Source organism: Streptomyces sp. NPDC020807, assembly GCF_040641575.1.
Taxonomy (GTDB): Bacteria; Actinomycetota; Actinomycetes; order Streptomycetales; family Streptomycetaceae; genus Streptomyces.
This window is the reverse complement of the sequence record NZ_JBFADU010000013.1, coordinates 32,609-50,077: the sequence shown is the minus strand read 5'-3', so window position 1 is coordinate 50,077 and position 17,469 is coordinate 32,609. Positions and strand designations below refer to the sequence as shown.

General features: G+C 70.0%; 13 protein-coding genes and 3 pseudogenes. 7 read left to right on the top strand and 9 right to left on the bottom strand.

All coding sequences use genetic code 11. The features are described 5' to 3' along the window. The first annotated feature begins 64 nt into the window (after nt 1-64). Nucleotides 65-382 carry an HTH domain-containing protein gene (locus AB0G79_RS20000; protein WP_360808378.1) on the top strand — a complete coding sequence of 106 codons (318 nt, stop codon included), beginning with the start codon at nt 65-67 and terminating at the stop codon, nt 380-382. A gap of 414 nt (nt 383-796) precedes the next feature. Here the strand turns inward: AB0G79_RS20000 and AB0G79_RS19995 are convergent, their stop codons facing one another. Genes AB0G79_RS19995 through AB0G79_RS19980 form a run of 4 tightly spaced genes read right to left on the bottom strand, consistent with a single transcriptional unit; the run spans nt 797 to nt 5,841 of the window. Next, entirely contained in the window at nt 797-3,073 is a 2,277-nt protein-coding gene (locus tag AB0G79_RS19995; RefSeq protein ID WP_360808137.1) for a DPP IV N-terminal domain-containing protein, read from the bottom strand. Between the two features lie 47 nt (nt 3,074-3,120). Then, nucleotides 3,121-3,792 (bottom strand): DUF4097 family beta strand repeat-containing protein, encoded by a 672-nt coding sequence (locus AB0G79_RS19990; protein ID WP_360808135.1) that lies wholly within the window; start codon nt 3,790-3,792, stop codon nt 3,121-3,123. 52 nt (nt 3,793-3,844) lie between these two features. Then, on the bottom strand, nt 3,845-5,422 hold the full coding sequence (locus AB0G79_RS19985) for an MFS transporter (protein ID WP_360808133.1): 1,578 nt from the start codon (nt 5,420-5,422) through the stop codon (nt 3,845-3,847). A 17-nt stretch (nt 5,423-5,439) separates the two neighbouring features. Beyond that, nucleotides 5,440-5,841: a VOC family protein gene (locus AB0G79_RS19980; protein WP_360808131.1), complete on the bottom strand. Its 402-nt coding sequence runs from the start codon at nt 5,839-5,841 to the stop codon at nt 5,440-5,442. A gap of 97 nt (nt 5,842-5,938) precedes the next feature. Here AB0G79_RS19980 and AB0G79_RS19975 point away from each other — a divergent pair, with 97 nt between their 5' ends. Together AB0G79_RS19975 and AB0G79_RS19970 are read left to right on the top strand one after the other, a co-directional pair. Further along, nucleotides 5,939-6,829 (top strand): LysR family transcriptional regulator, encoded by an 891-nt coding sequence (locus AB0G79_RS19975; protein WP_360808129.1) that lies wholly within the window; start codon nt 5,939-5,941, stop codon nt 6,827-6,829. A gap of 129 nt (nt 6,830-6,958) precedes the next feature. After that, a complete protein-coding gene (locus AB0G79_RS19970) occupies nt 6,959-7,849 on the top strand; it encodes a LysR family transcriptional regulator (RefSeq protein ID WP_360808127.1) in 891 nt (296 codons plus the stop codon). A gap of 401 nt (nt 7,850-8,250) precedes the next feature. Here AB0G79_RS19970 and AB0G79_RS19965 read toward each other — a convergent pair. The 3 genes and pseudogenes from AB0G79_RS19965 to AB0G79_RS19955 all read right to left on the bottom strand — a co-directional run. Continuing rightward, a pseudogene (locus tag AB0G79_RS19965) lies at nt 8,251-8,889 on the bottom strand (transposase family protein); the annotation flags it as partial. Between the two features lie 114 nt (nt 8,890-9,003). After that, entirely contained in the window at nt 9,004-10,797 is a 1,794-nt protein-coding gene (locus tag AB0G79_RS19960; protein WP_360808125.1) for a vWA domain-containing protein, read from the bottom strand. A gap of 183 nt (nt 10,798-10,980) precedes the next feature. Next, complete coding sequence (locus tag AB0G79_RS19955) at nt 10,981-11,991, bottom strand: winged helix-turn-helix domain-containing protein (RefSeq protein WP_360808123.1); 1,011 nt, start codon at nt 11,989-11,991, stop codon at nt 10,981-10,983. Between the two features lie 56 nt (nt 11,992-12,047). On the opposite strand from AB0G79_RS19955, the gene AB0G79_RS19950 reads away from it, so the two are divergent. The 4 genes and pseudogenes from AB0G79_RS19950 (at nt 12,048) to AB0G79_RS19935 (ending at nt 15,555) form a co-directional block, all read left to right on the top strand. Then, entirely contained in the window at nt 12,048-13,355 is a 1,308-nt protein-coding gene (locus tag AB0G79_RS19950; RefSeq protein WP_360808121.1) for an MFS transporter, read from the top strand. 379 nt (nt 13,356-13,734) lie between these two features. Continuing rightward, nucleotides 13,735-13,943, top strand: a pseudogene (locus AB0G79_RS19945) (transposase family protein); the annotation flags it as partial. 458 nt (nt 13,944-14,401) lie between these two features. Next, complete coding sequence (locus AB0G79_RS19940; protein ID WP_360808119.1) at nt 14,402-14,953, top strand: hypothetical protein; 552 nt, start codon at nt 14,402-14,404, stop codon at nt 14,951-14,953. Between the two features lie 89 nt (nt 14,954-15,042). Then, complete coding sequence (locus AB0G79_RS19935; protein ID WP_360808117.1) at nt 15,043-15,555, top strand: hypothetical protein; 513 nt, start codon at nt 15,043-15,045, stop codon at nt 15,553-15,555. Nucleotides 15,556-16,107: 552 nt separating this feature from the next. On the opposite strand, the gene AB0G79_RS19930 is transcribed toward AB0G79_RS19935, so the two are convergent. Both AB0G79_RS19930 and AB0G79_RS19925 read right to left on the bottom strand, forming a co-directional pair. After that, nucleotides 16,108-16,449 (bottom strand): transposase, encoded by a 342-nt coding sequence (locus AB0G79_RS19930; protein WP_360808115.1) that lies wholly within the window; start codon nt 16,447-16,449, stop codon nt 16,108-16,110. A gap of 67 nt (nt 16,450-16,516) precedes the next feature. Further along, a pseudogene (locus AB0G79_RS19925) lies at nt 16,517-17,277 on the bottom strand (zinc-binding dehydrogenase); the annotation flags it as partial. Nucleotides 17,278-17,469: the final 192 nt, after the last annotated feature.

The window sequence follows — 17,469 nt, the reverse complement described above, 5'->3', positions numbered from 1 at the left end:
CCTCGCTCCTCATCAGTGGCCGCCCGGCGAAGCCACGCCTTGGCGTCCTCCAGCACGTCAAAGGATCGGCCTCGCACCCCAGGTATGCCGACAACCTTGTACCGCTTACCCGTACCGTGGCGAGCGGTCCTCCACGACCCTCACCGGTCCGGGGACCCGCACGCGAAGCGAGCTCAGCCAACGGCCCTCGGCCCCGGACAGAGCGAAAGCCGAGGGAAGCCCGAACCCCCACCTCGCCGACGTCGCCGTACAGCTCGCCGAAGCCGCCACCGGCCGGCGCACGCCTATCACCGCCGCCGAACTCGCCGAGCGCTTCGAGGTCAGCGTCCGCACCGCCGAACGGCTCCTCACCCAGGCCCGCGCCCTCCTCGGCCAGGCCTAGGACCAGCCGCCCTGACGGATCCGCGTAGCCCGACCGGGTGACATCACCCTCCGCAGAGGGCAACCCACTTGCCCCTGCCTCACTATCGCCGCAATCTAGCGACCGTCCCTGGTGGCACCCTCGCCACGCACACCAGAGGGGCCGCCACCACGCGACGGCCCCTCCAGAATCTGCGGGCGGTTCGCCTGCGCGACGCTAGGGCCTCACGAGGTCCTATGCCGTGTCAACGCCTACAGCGGCCGCGACGGCGAGCCCGGCGTCGGAGGGGAGCGGAAGCGAGGTGCGCGGCGCGGCCCCGTGCAGGTGCGTGTCCGGAGGAACCGGCCATCGCCGGAGTCGGCGACCAGCTGGCGGAGCAGGTGGGGGTGGATCGCCTCCCCACGAGCTGTCTCCCGCTGCTTGCGTTCCGGTGCCTCAGCCGAACAGGTCCGCGAGGAGCTCCGGGCCGATCGGGATCGGTGCGGGGCGGTAGGCGGGGGGCTGCTCGCCCATCAGCTCGCGCACCAGGAAGTCCCAGCAGCGGGTGCGGACGTAGGCCAGGTGGTCGATGAACGTGTGCTCGGCACCTGGCACGACGAACAGCTCGAAGTCCTTGCCCACGGAGATCAGGCGGTCGGCCAGGCGGAGCGTCTGATCCGGGTGGACCTGGTCGTCCATTTCGCCGTGGATCAGCAGGAGCTTGCCCGCCAGGCAGTCGGCGAGGTCCAGGCTGGAGGTGCGGGCCCAGGTCTCGGGGTCGTCCGCGCCGTCGTAGCTCTCCACAAAGCCAGCGTTGAAGCAGCGGGCGTCGTGCGAGCCGGAGAGGGCGACGCCGGCCTTGTAGACCTCGGGGAAGTCCAGCATCGCGCGGGCTGCGGCGAACCCGCCGCCGGAGTGGCCGAACACGCCGAGCCGGTCCAGGTCCATCCACGGGCGGGTACCTGCCAGCTGCCGCAACGCGGCGACGTGGTCGGCCAGGTTGCCCGCGTCGGCCAGGCGGCCGTAGGAGGCGTCGTGGAAGGTCTTGCTCCGCCCCGGGGTGCCCCGCCCGTCCAGCGCCACCACAACGAAGCCCAGGGCGGCGAGGGGCTCCGCGTCGAGGCCCATCCCTCCGGGGTCGAAGCACGGGGTGACGCGGTTGACCTGCGGGCCCGGGTAGACGTTGTCGACGACCGGGTAGCGCCGGGCAGGGTCGAAGCCCCGCGGCCGGTACAGCACCCCGTAGATGTCGGTCTCCCCGTCGGCGGCCTTGACGCGGAACCGCTCCGGCGGCGTCCAGCCGGTGGCGGCGAGCTTGGTGGTGTCGGCGCGCTCCAGCTCGACCAGCACGTTCCCGGACCAGTCGCGGACCGTGGTCACGGGCGGGGTGTCCACCGTGGACGCGGAGTCGATGAAGTACGCCCGGTCACCCGGCAGGGTGGCGACGTGGTCCAGGGCGTCGTCCGTGACCCTCGCGAAACCGGAACCGTCGAGACCGGCCCGGCACACCGTGCGCCGGTACGGGTCCTCGTCGACCAGGCCGGAGGCGGTGAAGTACACCGCCCGCTCGGCCTCGTCGACGTGCAGGATCTGCCGCACCGCCCATTCACCCGAGGTGACCTGACCGAGCAGGGCGCCGGTGCGCAGGTCGTACCGGTACAGGTGGCCCCAGCCGTCCCGCTGCGAGTACCACAGCACCTCGTCGGTCAGCACCCGTACGATCGGCGGCTCGTACGCCCACTGGTTGGGCTCCACCCGGGTGGAGCCGGTCTCGCTGAGCACGGTGGTGACCTCGCCGGTGGCGGGGTCCAGCCGGTGCAGGGTGAGCGTGCGCTGGTCGCGGGGCCGACCGAGGTAGTACACGGCCGAGCCGTCCGGGGCCCACCACGCCCACTGCGCGGCGACGGGCGACATCACCGGCATGAGCAGCGGCTCGGCCTGCGCGTGGACCACGGTGCCCGCGGTGACGTCCAGCACGACCAGTTCGGCCCGCGGTACGTGCTCGTCGCCGGGGTGGGCAAACCGCTGGGTGTGAGTACGGGGTGCGCCGCCGTCGGCGGGCCTGGCCTCGATCAGGTGCGTCTCGCGGACCTCGCGCTCGTCGGTGCGGTGGGTGAGGACCTTGGTGGAGTCGGGCGACCAGGCAACCGCGGGCGGCAGGTGCGGCAGGCCTATCTTGCGGAGCAAGGTGCTGTTGGCCGTGCATTCCGGGCCAGTGGCGTACTGGTGGCCGGGCGCGCCGTCGGCGGTCAGTGCCCACACGCTGCCGTCGGACAAGGAGCGGGCCCACAGGTCGTGGCCGTGGCGGTAGACAGCTGTCTTCCCGTCGGGCGACGTCACCTCCAGCGGGCTGCCGGGCGGCGTGAACTCGGCCCGCTCGCAAATGTATTCCGCCAGGTCGCAGCGCCAGTACTCGCCGAACGCGTCGAATTCGACGGCGTTCGCCGACAGTGCAATGCCCGTGAAGGGCAGGGCCTCGGGGTCGGCGTGCTGTCCGCAGGCGGCGGCCAGCGCGGCGGTGAGCCGCGCGTGGTCGAAGGCCGGCTCGCGGGTGCCCGCCACCGGGTCGACCAGGACGAACCGCTTGCCGGTGCCGTTGCTCACCGCGTACCAGAAGCGGGTGCCCCCGTCGGTCCACTGCGGGCGGACCTTGTCGCCGACGACGAGCGCGCCGGGGCGGGCGGGCCGCTGGAGGAGCTGTTCCGCGGCCTGGTAGTCCTGTGTGGTGCTCATTGTTCGTGTTCCTTCGTCGGTTCCGGTGTCGGGGATGGCGGGGCGGGTCAAAGGCTGCGGGCGGTGATGTCGCCGTAGGAGGTGGTCGCGTGGATCTTCAGGCCGGCGTCGGCACCGCCGGTGTTGTCGAGCGAGTTGTGGATCCGGCCGTGACCGGTGCCGGCGTCCAGGGAGGCGGACACACCGTGGGCGGCGCCGACGGAGATCTCGCCGTGCTCCGTGGTCAGGGTGAGCGTGCCGGTCACGGCCTCGGTGATGCGGATGTCGCCCTTCTGTGTCGTGATGTGGGCGGAGCCGCCCAGGCGGCCGACGGAGACGTCGCCGGCCCGGAGCACGAGGCGGGCGCCCGCGGTCTCGGCGAGGTCGACCGTGCCCTGCGCGCTTTCGAGGTTGACGTCGCCGAGCCGTCCGACGGCGTGGAACTCGGCGGCGGCCGTCTTCGCCTCGATGCGGGAGCCGGCGGGCAGGTGGACGGTCACCTCGATGGATCCGGAGTTGCCGAGGACCTGGTTCTTCGTCGTGGGGGCTGTGATCCGCAGGACGTCAGCGCCGTATGCGACCGCGGTCTGCTCCGCCGCCCGCACGTCGCGGGCCTTCGACGGGTCCGTGGGCAGGACCTCGACGGTGGTGTCGGTCCGGTCGGCGGCGATGAACCGGATGCGTCCCGCGGCGACGTCCAGGACGGCGGTTGGGGCGCTGGGGGTGTCGAACTTGCGCATGGTGCTCTCCTGGAGCTCGTTGTTGCTGATGACGGTCGGGCGTCAGGCTGGGTCAGGGCCCGGCGACTGGGGCGAACTGGTCCTGGGTCGGCGCGGCTCGGCCGGCGTCGGCGGCGGCTCCCTGCGCGGCGGCCTCGTTCGCGGCGGCTTCGGCCTTGTGGCTCCGCATGAGGAAGAGCGCCAGGAGTGCAGCGCCCAGTACTCCGCAGACGCCGACCGTGAAGGTGGCGGACATCGCGGAGGTGAAGGCTTCGCGGGCGGCGGCGGCCAGCCCCGCGTCCCCGGTGCGGGCAGCAACGACGAGCGCCTCGGAGACGGCGCCGCGGGCTGCCTCGGGTGCGCCCTGCCGCATCTCGGAGGTGTACGTGCTCGACAGGACCGCGCCCAGCACCGCCACCCCGAGGGCGGCGCCGGCCTGCTGGATGGTGTCGTTGACCGCGGACCCCACACCGGCGTGCTCGGCCGGGACGGCCCCCATCAGGGCGCTGGTGGCCGCGGGCATCACCATTCCGGCACCCGCTCCGATCAGGACCATCGCGCAGGTCAGCAGCCCCCATCCGTCACCGGAGGACAGTCCGGTGAGGGCGGCGGACCCGGCCGCGATCAGCAGCAGCCCGAGGACCACCATGATCCTGGTGCCGGTCCTGGCCAGCAGGCTGGCGCCGATGCCGTTGAAGGCGAGGGCGGCGACGGCGAGCGGAGTGAAGGCCAGGCCGGTCTCGGTGGGCGTGTAGCCGAGGACGAACTGCAGGTACTGGGTCAGCACCAGCAGCAGGCCGCCGTTGGCGAAGGTCAGCAGCACCAGCGACAGGCTGGAGCCGGTGAAGACCCGGTTGCGGAACAGCGACACCGGGACCATCGGGTGCGTCGTGCGGGTCTCCCAGACGGCGAATCCGACCAGGGCCAGCACCGCCACGGCGAGCGTGACCTGGGTGCTCGTACGCTCCAGGCCCTGCTTGGGCAGCTCGGTGATCGTCCACACCAGCGCGGTCATCCCGGCCACCGACAGCAGCATGCCCAGCGGGTCGGCCTTGCGCCAGGGCCCCTTCGACTCCGGCATCAGGGCCAGTGCCGCGATGATGGCCAGGGCCGCGATCGGAATGTTGATCAGGAAGACCGCACCCCACCAGTAGGCGGAGATCAGCCAGCCGCCGAGCAGCGGGCCGCCCACCACGCCGAGCATGGACACGGACCCCCAGGCCGCGATCGCCCTGGGCCGCTCGGCCTCGTCGAAGACGGTGATGAGGATGGACAGCGTGCTCGGCATGACCAGCGCACCGCCGACGCCCATCAGCACCCGGGCAAGGATGAGCTGACCGGGGCTGTCGGCGAGGGTGCCGAGCGCCGAGGCTGCGCCGAACAGCGCGAGGCCGATGACCATCACGCGGCGCCGGCCGAACCGGTCGGACAGGCTGCCCGCGGTGAGGAGCAGTCCGGCGAAGACCAGGATGTAGGAGTCGATGACCCACTGGATGTCCTGCGCACTCGCCCCCAGGTCCTCGGCGAGCGGCGGGATGGCCACGGTGAGCACCATGTTGTCGATGACCAGGACCAGTGTGCTCAGGCACAGCACGACCAGGATGAGCCAGCGGCGTGGATCCGCCTGCTGCGGCCTTCTTGTCTCGTCCATGAACTGAAACCTTTCGGCTAAGTGCGTTCGGGAGCGCCGGCCGGTGGCACCCATTCGGTGAGCTGGACCACGACGCCATTGGGATCGGTGAGCTGTAACAGCTGCTCGCCCCACGGCTCCTGGCGGATGCGGCCATGTACGGCGGCTCCCTCGCGGCGCAGCCGTTCGTACTCGCCGGCGAGGTCCGTGACGGTCAGGGTCACGGCCAGATCGGCCAGCCCCTGGCCCCGCCAGGTCTGCGGCGGCAGCTCGGGGTCGCGCTCGGACAGGGCGATCTCGGCGGAGGTGTCGTCTCGGCGCAGGCAGACGTAGCCCTCCGCCGACTCGACTTCGCGGAAGCCCAGATGGGAGGTGAAGAACCGGATGGAGGCGCTTATGTCATCCACGGTCAGCGACACCTTGGTGGTGACGACGTTCATGAACCGAGCATCCGTGTGGACAAGATGACGATCAACAGTTGATCATGCAACGCTGGTTAAGCCTGGGGTTAACGAACATGCGGGGGCGTGGGGGCGCGTGGAGCTGCGCGACATCGAGATCTTCCTGACGTTGTCGGAGGAGCTGCACTTCGGACGGACGGCCGAACGGCTGCACGTATCGGCGGCCAGGGTCAGTCAGGCGATCAAGAAACAGGAACGGTCGATCGGGGCCGAACTCTTCGAGCGCACCAGCCGCCAGGTCCGGCTCACACCGGTCGGCGAGCAGCTACGCCACGACCTGCTCCCCGTCTTCCAAGGGCTCAAAGCAAGCGTGGACCGGGCCCGGCTCACCGCCCAGGGCAAGACAGACATCCTGCGGATCGGCCTCATGGTCACCAACGGCCACGAACTGCGGCCCTTCTGGGACGCCTTCCGCTCGCTGCATCCGCAGTGGGGCCTGCGCCTGAGCCACAACGGCTACATGGACCCATTCGCCCCGCTGCGGCGCGGTGAGGTCGACCTGCTGCTCTCGTGGCTCCCGGTCGAAGAGCCCGATCTGACGGTGGGGCCGGTACTCTTCGACGAGCCCAGGGTCGCCCTGGTGGCCAACGAGCACCGGCTGGCCGGCTGCTCGTCGGTGACTCTGGAAGCTCTCGCGGACCACGGAATCGTGGGGCCGGACGGGCCGCAACCCGACTACTTCGAGGATGCCTTCGTTCCGTTCACCGCACCCAGCGGCCGTGCCATCGAACGGAAGTTCCTGGTCACGACGCTGGACGAGCTGTACACGCTTGTCGCCGACGGGGAGGTCATCCACCTCCTGGGCAATCAGGTCACCCGCTTCTACGTCCGGCCCGACGTCACCTACATCCCCGTCCGCGACACGCCCCTCCTGCGCTGGGGGCTGGTCTGGCGCTCGGACAACGACAACCCGATGGTCCGGGCCTTCGTACGCATCGCCCACGAGCTCGGGACGATGTCGCTGTAACCACCGGCAGCCGTCGCGAACCGTGGGTTCGCGCCGCGCGCACCAGGTGTGGACAAGTTGGTGATCAACGCCTGATCATGCACCGCTGATCGGGACGAAGTTCGTGAGCAAACGGGGGCGTGGGAGCGCGTGGAGCTGCGCGACATCGAGATCTTCCTGACGTTGTCGGAGGAGCTGCACTTCGGACGGACGGCCGAACGGCTGCACGTATCGGCGGCCAGGGTCAGTCAGGCGATCAAGAAACAGGAACGGTCGATCGGGGCCGAACTCTTCGAGCGCACCAGCCGCCAGGTCCGGCTCACACCGGTCGGCGAGCAGCTACGCCACGACCTGCTCCCCGTCTTCCAAGGGCTCAAAGCAAGCGTGGACCGGGCCCGGCTCACCGCGCAGGGCAAGACAGACATCCTGCGGATCGGCGTGTTGGTGTCCAACGCACACGAGCTGAGGCCCTTCTGGGACGCCTTCCGCTCGCTGCATCCGCAGTGGGGCGTACGAATCCGCTACAACGGCTTCATCGACCCCTTCGGGCCGTTGCGCAGAGGCGAGATAGACGTGCTGCTGTGCTGGCTGCCCGTCGAGGAACCCGATCTCACGGTGGGTCCGGTGCTGTTCCAGGAGACCCGGGTCGCGGCGGTGGCGTGTGACCACCGACTCGCGGACCGGCGGTCGGTGTCGACGGAGGTGTTCGCCGACCACGGCGTGATCGGCGACGCGTCGCCTCTGCCCGAATACTGGGACGACGCGTTCATGCCCTTCTACGCGCCCAGCGGCCGCAAAATCGAACGGAGCTTCATGGCCACGGATCTGGACCAGATGTTCGCGATCATTTCCTCGGGCGACGCCATCCATTCCCTGGGCGCCCAGGTAACCCGCTTCCACCTCCGCCCCGACGTCACCTATCTGCACCTCCACGACGCCCCGCCGCTGCGTTGGGGCCTGGTCTGGCGGTCGGGCACCGACAACCCGATGGTCCGGTCCCTCGTGAGCATCGCCCGCGAACTCGGCACCATGTCCTTGTGAGCGTCCTTCCACCGGGCGCCCCAGGGCAGGCAGACCATGCTCGGGGCGCAGGTGGCCGAGGTGCCGCCGCGGTCAGCCCCCGACCAGAATCTCTGCAGGCATTACCGCGGCAATGACCCGGCTGGCCGACAGGATGTACTCGCCGGCGTCAAGTACGTACTGCGGACGGGTGTCCAACGCGCAGCCCTCCCAAGGCTCAGCGTCCACTGCACCGCCACGTGAGTCGGGACGTCCGGGCCACCGGGCGCGAGAACCTAGCGCCACCGCTGGAAAGAGGCGAGCTGCCAGTCTTGAGACGTCGCTTCTTCTGGCGTGATCGTTCGTTGATCCGAGCATGGCGGATCTCGTGGAGCGACTGGTGCCGGACGAGTTGTGGGTGCTGTTCCGGCGGGTGGGCTCGACAAGGGCCGGATCCTCGCATGGGACCGGTTCACCGCTTGCTGACACGCGGAGAGGGCTTCCCACCGTCCCCAGCACGGGATGCGGACCGTGCCACCAGCGCCACGGTATGCCTTGTCGGCCCAGCACGGGATGTCTGCCTCGGTGAGGGCGTCGATGATGCCGTGTTCGCGGGCCGCGCGGATGTCGTGGACGGCGCCGGGCAGGGCCGGTGAAGCCCACAGCAGCCGACCGAAGGGGTCGGCGAGAACCTGCACGTTCATCCCGTGCTTCCTGTGCTTGCCGGAGTCGAACGGCCGGTCCGCGGCGATGCGGTCGGTCGGTACGAGGGTGCCGTCCAGGATCAGATACGCCTTCGCCGACGCGATCCGCACCGCGTCGGCCAAGCTCGGGGCAAGGGCAGCCAGGAGCTCGACCGCCTCGGTGACGTAGCGGTGGGCCGTCGTGGTGCCGATGTTGAACCCGGCCGCGAGTTGGGCACAGGTGTGTCCTCTCCGCAGATGGGCGAAGGTGAGCAGGGCCTGGCGGCCGGCGCTCAAACGACGCCACAGGGAGCCGATTGTGCGCGGTGCCGCAGGAACTGCTGCGCGAGGTGGCGAAGCGGGGAACTGGACATCGACACCCGACGGGTAGACAAGCATGTGAAGCCCCTGGCGGAGACGGTTCTCTTGGCCGATAACTCATCTACCAGGGGCTTCAGCATGCTGTCAGCCCAACTGCTGTGCTTCTTGGCTGGATCGGGGAAGGCTCGGTGTTTAGTGAGAGCGGAGCATCGAGCTGCCGCGCCGGCGAAGCCGCCATCTGATCAAGGCTGTCCCCGCGGTTGTCATCGCCGCAGCGGCCAGAAGCATCAAGGGCCCGTGACTGTCCCCGGCCTGTGCGAGTTGCTCGCCGTACCCACCACCTTCATTCCCATAACCTCCATCGTCCCCATAGCCCCCTGGCACGTCGGTCGGCGTTGGCGTCGGGTCCGTGGGCGTCGGCGTGGGATCGGTCGGCGTCGGCGTCGGGTCCGTGGGCGTCGGCGTGGGGTTGGGGGCGGGGCGGTTGTGGACGACGCAGCTGACTGCGGCCAGGCGTGGTACGTCCACGGTGAAGGCGGGGGCGGAGGCTGCGCCGGTGTTGGTGACCTCGACGGGCTGGCCGTTGTCGAGGTTGGTGCAGACGGCGTTCTTGGCGTTCTGGGTGACCAGTTCGTAGCCGGGCTGCTGTGTCTCGGTGACGGTGATGTCCGCGTCTGCCGCCCCGGTGGGGAAGGTGGGCGTGAAGACGACGCCGCCGGTTCCGTCGTCCACCGTGGTCTGCGTGTCGGGCAGTCCTCCGACTCCTGCTGTGGTGGTTGTGGCGCCGAACTGCCAGCCCGCGCCCGCCGGCGCGGCGCCGGTGACGTCTTCGCCCTCGGTTTCCTCGGGAACGAGCTGCTTGATGACCGACAACGTTCCTTCGCACTGGGTGAGGGCCATGTTGCGCAGGGCCTCGCCCGCCGCGGCGAAGTCGGTGGTCTGGTAGTAGTCGGCCGTTTCGGGGGCGGGGTTGGCGGGGTCGAACGCCTCTTGGCCCGAGATCGCCTTGAGGTTGATCCCGGAGATGCCCTCCACGCCGTTGCCGACGCCGACGGCGACGACTCTGGAGCCCTTGGCCTTGACCGCGTTCGCGGCGAAGATCCCGCCTTCCACGTCGGCGAAGTGGGTGTTGGTGCCGTCGCCAGAGTACGGTTTGCTGAAGCGGGTCGGGTTGCCGTCAGTGAGAACGATCACCAGGTCGTAGACCGGTCCGGCCTGCGCCACGGCGTTCAGGCCCTGGTCCCAGTTCGTGCCGGACCCCAGCGCCCAGTCCGCGTAGAGGTCCTTGAAGGCGCTCGCACCGTCCCTGGTCGAGACCGGAACGAGGTCGGGGTGGTTGGCGGTTCCGGCGCTGGGCGAGTTGCGGTCGAAGGAGAACAGGGCGAGCCGCGAGGGCGTTCCGGTCAGCGTGTCCGTCAGCTGGTCGGTGGCCGCTTTCAGCTGAGGCAGTGCACTGCCCACCGAGGCTGACAGGTCCAGCACCACCGCGACGTCCAGACCGCAGGCCGCCGGCAGTGCGGGATTCACCCGGGACTGCTGCCAGATGCCAGTCGAAGCGACGTACGGCACGGCCGACCAGGCGGTGCTGCGCATGAAGTCCGACAGCGAGGAGTAGGTGTTGCCCTCCTCCAGAGCCGGGGTGCGGAAGCGGTAGTCCGACTCGACCGATCCGCTTCCACTGCCCTTGCCCGTGCGCAGCGAGGGATTCACGAACCACCCCGGCGGTACTCCGTCGGGCTCCTGGCCCACCCAGAAACGCTCGCCCTCGTTGATCTGGCCGCTTGCGGTGGAGGGCACGGTGAAGCTGCAGTCACCGTCGGCATCCGAGGTGCACCGCGCCCAGTCCTCCGCGATCGGGTCGGGGTCGTTCTCCCCCGCGTACAGGGCCAGCCGCACCCCGGCCAGTGGCGCGACCGAGGCGTCACCGCTGCGGTCCCCGCCCGTCCGGACCGTCACCACGGACGTGCCCGGGGCCGGATCCGGCACCTCGGCCGCCGCTCCGGACGGACAGATGCCTACGAGGGTCAGAACAGCGGCGGCGCCCAGGGCGAACGGGCGTGGTTGCGGTCTCACACGGAGCTCCCGAAGCAGAAGAGATCAGGAGTCGCAATGTATAGATATCGTCTGCAACTAATTCTTTTCTGGCGTTAGTGGGCATGTCGCAGAGAATCATTCCTGGGCGAGGTGGGGTGCGCACAGGGCGGCGCCGAGCGCGCTGTGCCGGTAGCGGATGTGGCGCCCGTGACGGGTTCGTTCCAGGAGGTGGGCTGCTGTGAGGATGGACAGGTGCTGGCTGACGGCGGCGGGGGTGACGCCGAGGCGGTGGGCGAGTTCGGTGGTGGAGGCGGGTTCGGCCAGGAGGGTCAGCAGGCGGGCGCGGGGGGCGCCCAGGAGCCGTTCCAGCGCCTGGGAAGTGGCTGGTGGTTCGGGGCGTTCGGCGAGGGTGGCCAGGCCGCGTGTGCCGTAGACGATGTGCGGCAGGGCCTGGGAGCTGAGCATGGTGGAGACGCCGTCCGCGAAGCAGCTGGGGGTGAGCAGCAGCCGGCGGCCGTCGATCGGGATGTCGGTGGGCGCAGAGGGCCGGGGGCCATTGCGTTCGACGGCGACCATGCCCTCTGTCCAGGACAACTGGGAGCTGATTCCGGTGAAGAGGGCGTCTGCGCCGCCTTCGACCAGGACGCGGGCGCGGTGGGCGATGTCGGCTTCCAGCACGGCTCTGGCGCGGGGCCACCAGAGGGGGCGCAGGCACTGCTCCCAGTATTCCTCCAGGGCGTCGGCGATGTCGGCGAGCAGGCGGGACGGGGCGTCCCACGCGTCGGTCAGCCTGGCCGGGACCGGCTCGCCCAGCGGCAGGAACGTCTGCTCCAGCCCGGGCCGCACCACGGCCGGGTCGGTGGCCCGCAGCACGTCGAGCTCGCGGCGGATGTCCGGCGCCGAGGTGTGCGGCCGGGGGGTGAGGAAATCGGGCACCCAGTAGCGGCGGCGGGCCACCAGCGAGGTCAGCAGGGTGTGGTCGAGGCGGTCGAAGACGGGCCGCAGGCCCGCGAAGGTGTCGCGCAGGGCGGGGAAGCGCCGTGCATGGCCGGTCCACATCCGCAGGCTGAGGACGGTCTCCTGCAGGGGGGAGTAGGCGAAGGAGGTTGCTGCCAGGTCGGACAGCTCCAGGCGGAAACGAATCATTAAGCCCCAGAGTAAATCCATTCCGTGCGCGCCGGGCCGAAGGTGTGCTGGCGGTCATGAACTCCAGGACCACCCCGGTGCCCAAACCGGCTCCTCCCGCCCCGTCTCTCCGGCTGGGCAGCGACCCGGCCGTGCGGGGGCTCGCCGCGCTGCTTCTCGTCAACGCCGTCGGCAACGGGCTCTTCCTGACCGTCAGCACCCTGTGGTTCACCCGGGGACTGGGCTACTCCGTCGAGCAGGTCGGGCTGGTGCTGACGGTGGCGGGACTGTGCGCGATCCCCGCCGCCCTGCCCGCCGGGCGCGCGTGCGACCGCTGGAACGCGAAAAAGGTCCTGGTCCTCCTGCACCTGCTGCAAGCAGCCGCGATCGCCCTGTACGCGGTCGCCGGGTCCTTTTTCCTTTTCCTCGTCCTGGCCTGCCTGGCCACGGCCGGCAACCGCGCCAACGCCGCCGCACGCGGCGCCCTGTACGCCCACGTCCTTCCGCCCGACCGGCGCACCCGCGCCCTGGCACTGCTGCGGGCGGTCAACAACGTGGGCATCGGAGCGGGCGCCGCCCTCGGCTCCGCCGTCCTCGCCTTCGACACCCACACGGCATACCGGGGAGCGATCTGCCTGAGCGCCGCCGCGTTCCTCCTCGCGCTGATCCCCCTGCACCTGATCCCCGCCCCCCACCCCCAGGCGCCCGCCCAGACACCCGGGACAGCCGGCACGGCTGCCTCCCGCCAGGACACCTCTGCATCCAGGGCCGAGCGCCACTCGCCCCACCCGCTTCGCGACGTGCCCTACCTCGCCGTCACCGCACTCAACGCGGTCGTCAACACGCTCTACGTCGTCCTCGAAGTAGCCCTGCCTCTGTGGCTCCTCACCCGCACCAGCGCGCCGCAGGCCATGGTCGGCTGGCTTCTCGTCGTCAACACCGCCCTGGTCATCGCCCTGCAGGTCCGGGCCGCCCGCGGCATCACGGGAACGGTCCAGGCCGCACGGGCCTTCCGCCGCGGCGGACTGTTCGTCGCGGCCGCCTGCATCGCGATCGCGTGTGCGGCCGGCCGTACACCGGGCACAGCCGCCGTGATCCTCGTGGGCGCCGTCGTCGTGCTGACCCTCGGCGAGGTCACCTCCCAAGCGGGCAGCTGGACCCTGTCCTACGACCTCGCCCCCGAACACGCACAAGGCACCTACCAGGGCATCTACCAGACCGGGATCTCCGTCAGCCAGGCCCTCGGCCCCGGCCTGCTGACCGCGCTCGTCCTCCCCAACGGCACCGCCGGCTGGAGCACCCTGGCCGCTCTCTTCGCCACGGCGGCACTTACCCTGCCCGCCACCGCCCGCTGGGCCGCACAACGACGCCGGGAAGCCCGATGACTCCTCCCCGGCAGAACATGCTCGCGACCGGGACGTGCGAAAGCGCGATAGTACGCCGCTTTCCAGCGGCCTCGGCGCTGATTGACGGCGTACCGGTGAGTGATCTTGTCAGCCGGTAGCAGGTCGGTGCCGGGCAGAAGTGCAATCGGCCGCCGCGCTGCGAACGCTCCACCGGGCCTGTTCCGTGGGTCTGGCCGTCAGGTTGGAAGAGGCTCAGTGAGCTGTTTCAGAGTGGCCACTGATCGAGTGAGCTCTTTTCAACCTGCCGGCGGTCTGGCGGTTGGCGGGCTCTGCGCACCAATGAAGCTTCTGGTGGACGGGTTCACGACCGAGGTCGCCTGGGCCGACCAGGAGCCACCCCGCCGGGCATCTCACGGTTCGACGCCGCGCGATCGGCACCCGGTGGCGCCGCCTCACGCCGGTCCGTCAGGCTCCGCCGGCCCTGGCCCATCTGTGGTGCGGCGACACCTATGCCCAGCCGCCGCCGGGTTCGGCATCGGGATTCCTACAGTCTGCCGTCACGTCTGCGAGGCGGTAGAGGTTCTGGCCGCGCTGACTCCCACTCTGGCTGAGGCGATGCGGACCGCGGGCCATGGGACCGCAGCGGCCAGGTCATCGATGCGATCGGCCTGGTGTGTGCCCTCCAGCAGAGCGTCGCCTGTCACGGCCGTGGACGCCCGGAGCGAGGTCGTTCCGGTAGGTGAACTGAGATCGGGGAGCGGTTCGGCAAAGGCGTCGACGTCACCTCTTGTCGTGGGCGAGGCATATGCAGCTTGACGGTCCGCATCCCCACCGGGACAGGCGCCTTCCGGACACCGCCGCGAATCGGTGCCCCAACGCCGGATCCATGAGCCCCATGGGCCCACAGCGGGTGTGTCAGAGGCACGTGACATGCAGGAGCATCAACGATCTCGCTCCACCACATCTATATCGTCCTGAATTCTGCCTGTACGTGCTCCTTTCGGTGCTGCCAGGCTGCGAGGGACCTTCACATCACGCCGCGGACGGGAGGCCCCGCCGTGGCACGCAGTCCGAGGAGTTCACCCATGAGAATGACCCGAAATGCGGCGCGCATCGCGGCTCTGGGGGCCGCGTGCGCGCTCGGCTCGCTGGGACTCAGCCCCGCTTCCGCTGCCCCTTCGTCGGCCTTGGTCGAGTGCACGGGCCAGTCGGTGAGCCAGTACTCGCCGCCCCTGACCAACACCCCGCAGGCGACGACGATCGTCAACCAGGGCCTGCTCGGCCTGGCCGCCTCCCCCGGGCTCTGTACCGCCGTCGGGACGACGGTGCTTTCCGCGCAGTACAGCGAGACCATCAACAACCCCTCCCAGTCCTGCAACACGACTCCCTCCTCCGGCAGCGGGAACCGGGTCTTCACCTGGGACAACGGGCAGACGAGCACGTTCACCTACACCTCGACCATCACCGTCATCAACGGCACGAGCGCCTCCGTCCGCACCGGGACGATCACCGCCGGCCGGTTCTCCGGCCATCAGGCGGAACAGATCACCTTCTTCCCCACGCTCGATCCCACCGCCTGTGCCACCACCGGAGTCGCGACGGCGTCGTCGCAGACCACCCTCACCATCCAGCCCTGACCCCGCCGCCCCCGCCGCACCAGACTCCCGTCGGAGGAACGCTCATGACGCCTCGCACGACCTCTCGCCCGCGCAGGCGCCACGCTGCTGTGGCCGCGGCAGCAGCCGGCCTGCTGACGGCCGGGCTGTCCGCGCCCGCCGCGAACGCCCAGCCGGCCTCAGCCGCTCTGCTCTGCACCGGCTACGAAACCGCCACCTACCAGCCCGGCCTGACCCTGACGCAGCGGCAGACAGCCGTGACCGCCACCGGAGCCGTCGGGCCCTGCACTGGAACCGACACGCAGCACACCGGCGGAAGCATCAGCTTCCAGGGAGAAGGACAGCTGTCGTGCACCGGCGGCAACTCGTCCGGCTCCGGCCTCATCACCTGGTCGAACCCCCAGACGACCGCCTCCGCGTTCACCTTCACCGGCGGGGTCAGCCTGCGCCCCGGCGGCGTCTCCGTACTCGTCCTCACCGGCCAGGTGCAGTCCGGAGACTTCCAGGGATCGCAGATCACCGTCGAGATCGCCCTCGTCCCGGCCCTGACGGAAACCCTCCAGTGCACCACCGCCAACGGGCTCAGCACCTCGTCCGGCCCGCTGACCGTCCAGCTCCTCTGACCTCCCGCCGACCAGCGCACCGTGCGAAATGGTTCGGCAGGTGAGACAGGGAGCGAATTTGCTGATCAGAGGCGGTGTGCCACCGTAGACGCAATGGACAATGATCACGACAAGGCCGAGGCGCTGGCACGAGCGGTCCGGCTGCGAGAGCAGGGCCAGACCGAGCAGGCCCGGGAACAGCTGGTGGAACTGGTCGAGAAGTACCCGGCAGACGGCGAGATCGCCCATCAGACCGCCTGGGTGCACGATGTCCTCGGCCTGGAGCGCGAAGCCGTCCCGTTCTACGAACGTGCCCTGAGCGGCGCGGGCCTGTCCCCGGAAGACCGGCACGGAGCCTTCCTCAACCGGGGTGAGAACCGTAAGGCGGTACGGCTGCTGCTGAAGACGCTCGCCGCTACCAGCAGCGACCGCCGGGTGCAGGACTACCGGCGGGCCATCGAGCACTACGCCGACGACCTGGACAGCATCCAGCACGACGAGGAACCGCAGCACGCCGTGACACCACGGACAGCGGCTTCTGTCCCTGCTCGACGGCGAGGTGGATTTTGCTGGTCAGCCCACCGCGGGAACGTCCGAGCCCGTGGTCGGCCGGTTCCACGAAGACGCCGCCGGGCGGCTCCTTTTGGAGGTCCCCTGTTTCGCCGCGCCAGCGGCGTGCTGGTGGGCCCGGCAGACGGTGGAGTCGACGTTCACGTCCCAGGTGATCAGGTTCCTCGCGTCGGCCTCGGCCTGGAGCTGGGTGAGAATCCGGGCCCAGGTCCCGTCTCGCTGCCAGCGGCGGAACAGGTCGTAGACCCGGTCCCACGGTCCGTAGCGTTCGGGCACGACCCGCCAGGGGGAGCCGGTCCGGGTCCGCCACCGTATGACGTCTGTCAGCTGCCGCCGCGTCCACACCTGCGGACGGTGCCCGGCTTGATGCCCGTCGGCAGCAACGGTTCAAGCCGGACCCACTGGCCGTTCGTCAGATCACCGCGTCCCACGACAGGTGATCATCAACGAACAAGATCCACTTTCGCAACAGGCCCCAGGCGACCACACTGACCTCGTCGTGCTTGGGGCCGCCCAGCACCACCTTGAGCGCTCCGGTGCGGGACGCACCGGCGAAGACGTCGTACGCCTCCTCCATCTGCTCAAGCTCGAAGCGGTGCGTAACCATCGCCGACGCCGCGGGAAGTCGCCCGGCCGCCATCATGCGCAGCAGCAGCGGAGTGGTATGCGTGTCCACGGGCCCCGTGGTGATCGTCACGTCCTTGATCCACAGGTCTTCCAAGTGGAGCGCCGCGGGCTTGCCGTGCACGCCGACGTTGGCGACGTGGCCTCCCGGTCGGACCATGCGCGTCCACTGTTCGAATGCCTCGGGGGCGCCGACAGCCTCGATGACGACGTCGGCGCCCATGGAGCGCGCGGCGTCGAGCCGGGACTCGGCGAGATCGACCGCGATGATGCGGCCGGGGGTGTCCAGCTGAGCGGTCGCGATGGTGGCGAGCCCGATCGGGCCGGCTCCCACCACGACGACCGTGTCGCCCGGCCGTACCCGGCCGTTGAGCAAGCCGACCTCGTAGCCCGTGGGGAAGATGTCGGACAGGAGAACCGCGACTTCGCTGGACCGTCGTTCGGCAGAGGATGAACCGAGAGGTCGGCGAAGGGAAACCGGACGTATTCGGCCTGGGTGCCGTCGATGAGGTGTCCGAGCACCCAGCCGCCGCCGCGGCACTGGCCGTAGCGGTTCCCCACCCGGGCGCCTGGCCCAGATCGGTCTCCACGGGTGGGGAACGGACGGGCTCGTCCCTGACCGGGAGGGCATTGTCACCGTGGAAGTGACAGGCAGCAGCCGGAGGTGACCCGATCACGGGTGAGGCCCTGCTCGACCGTGGTCCCTTCCAGGGTCTCGCCGACCCGCGACGGCGCAACCGG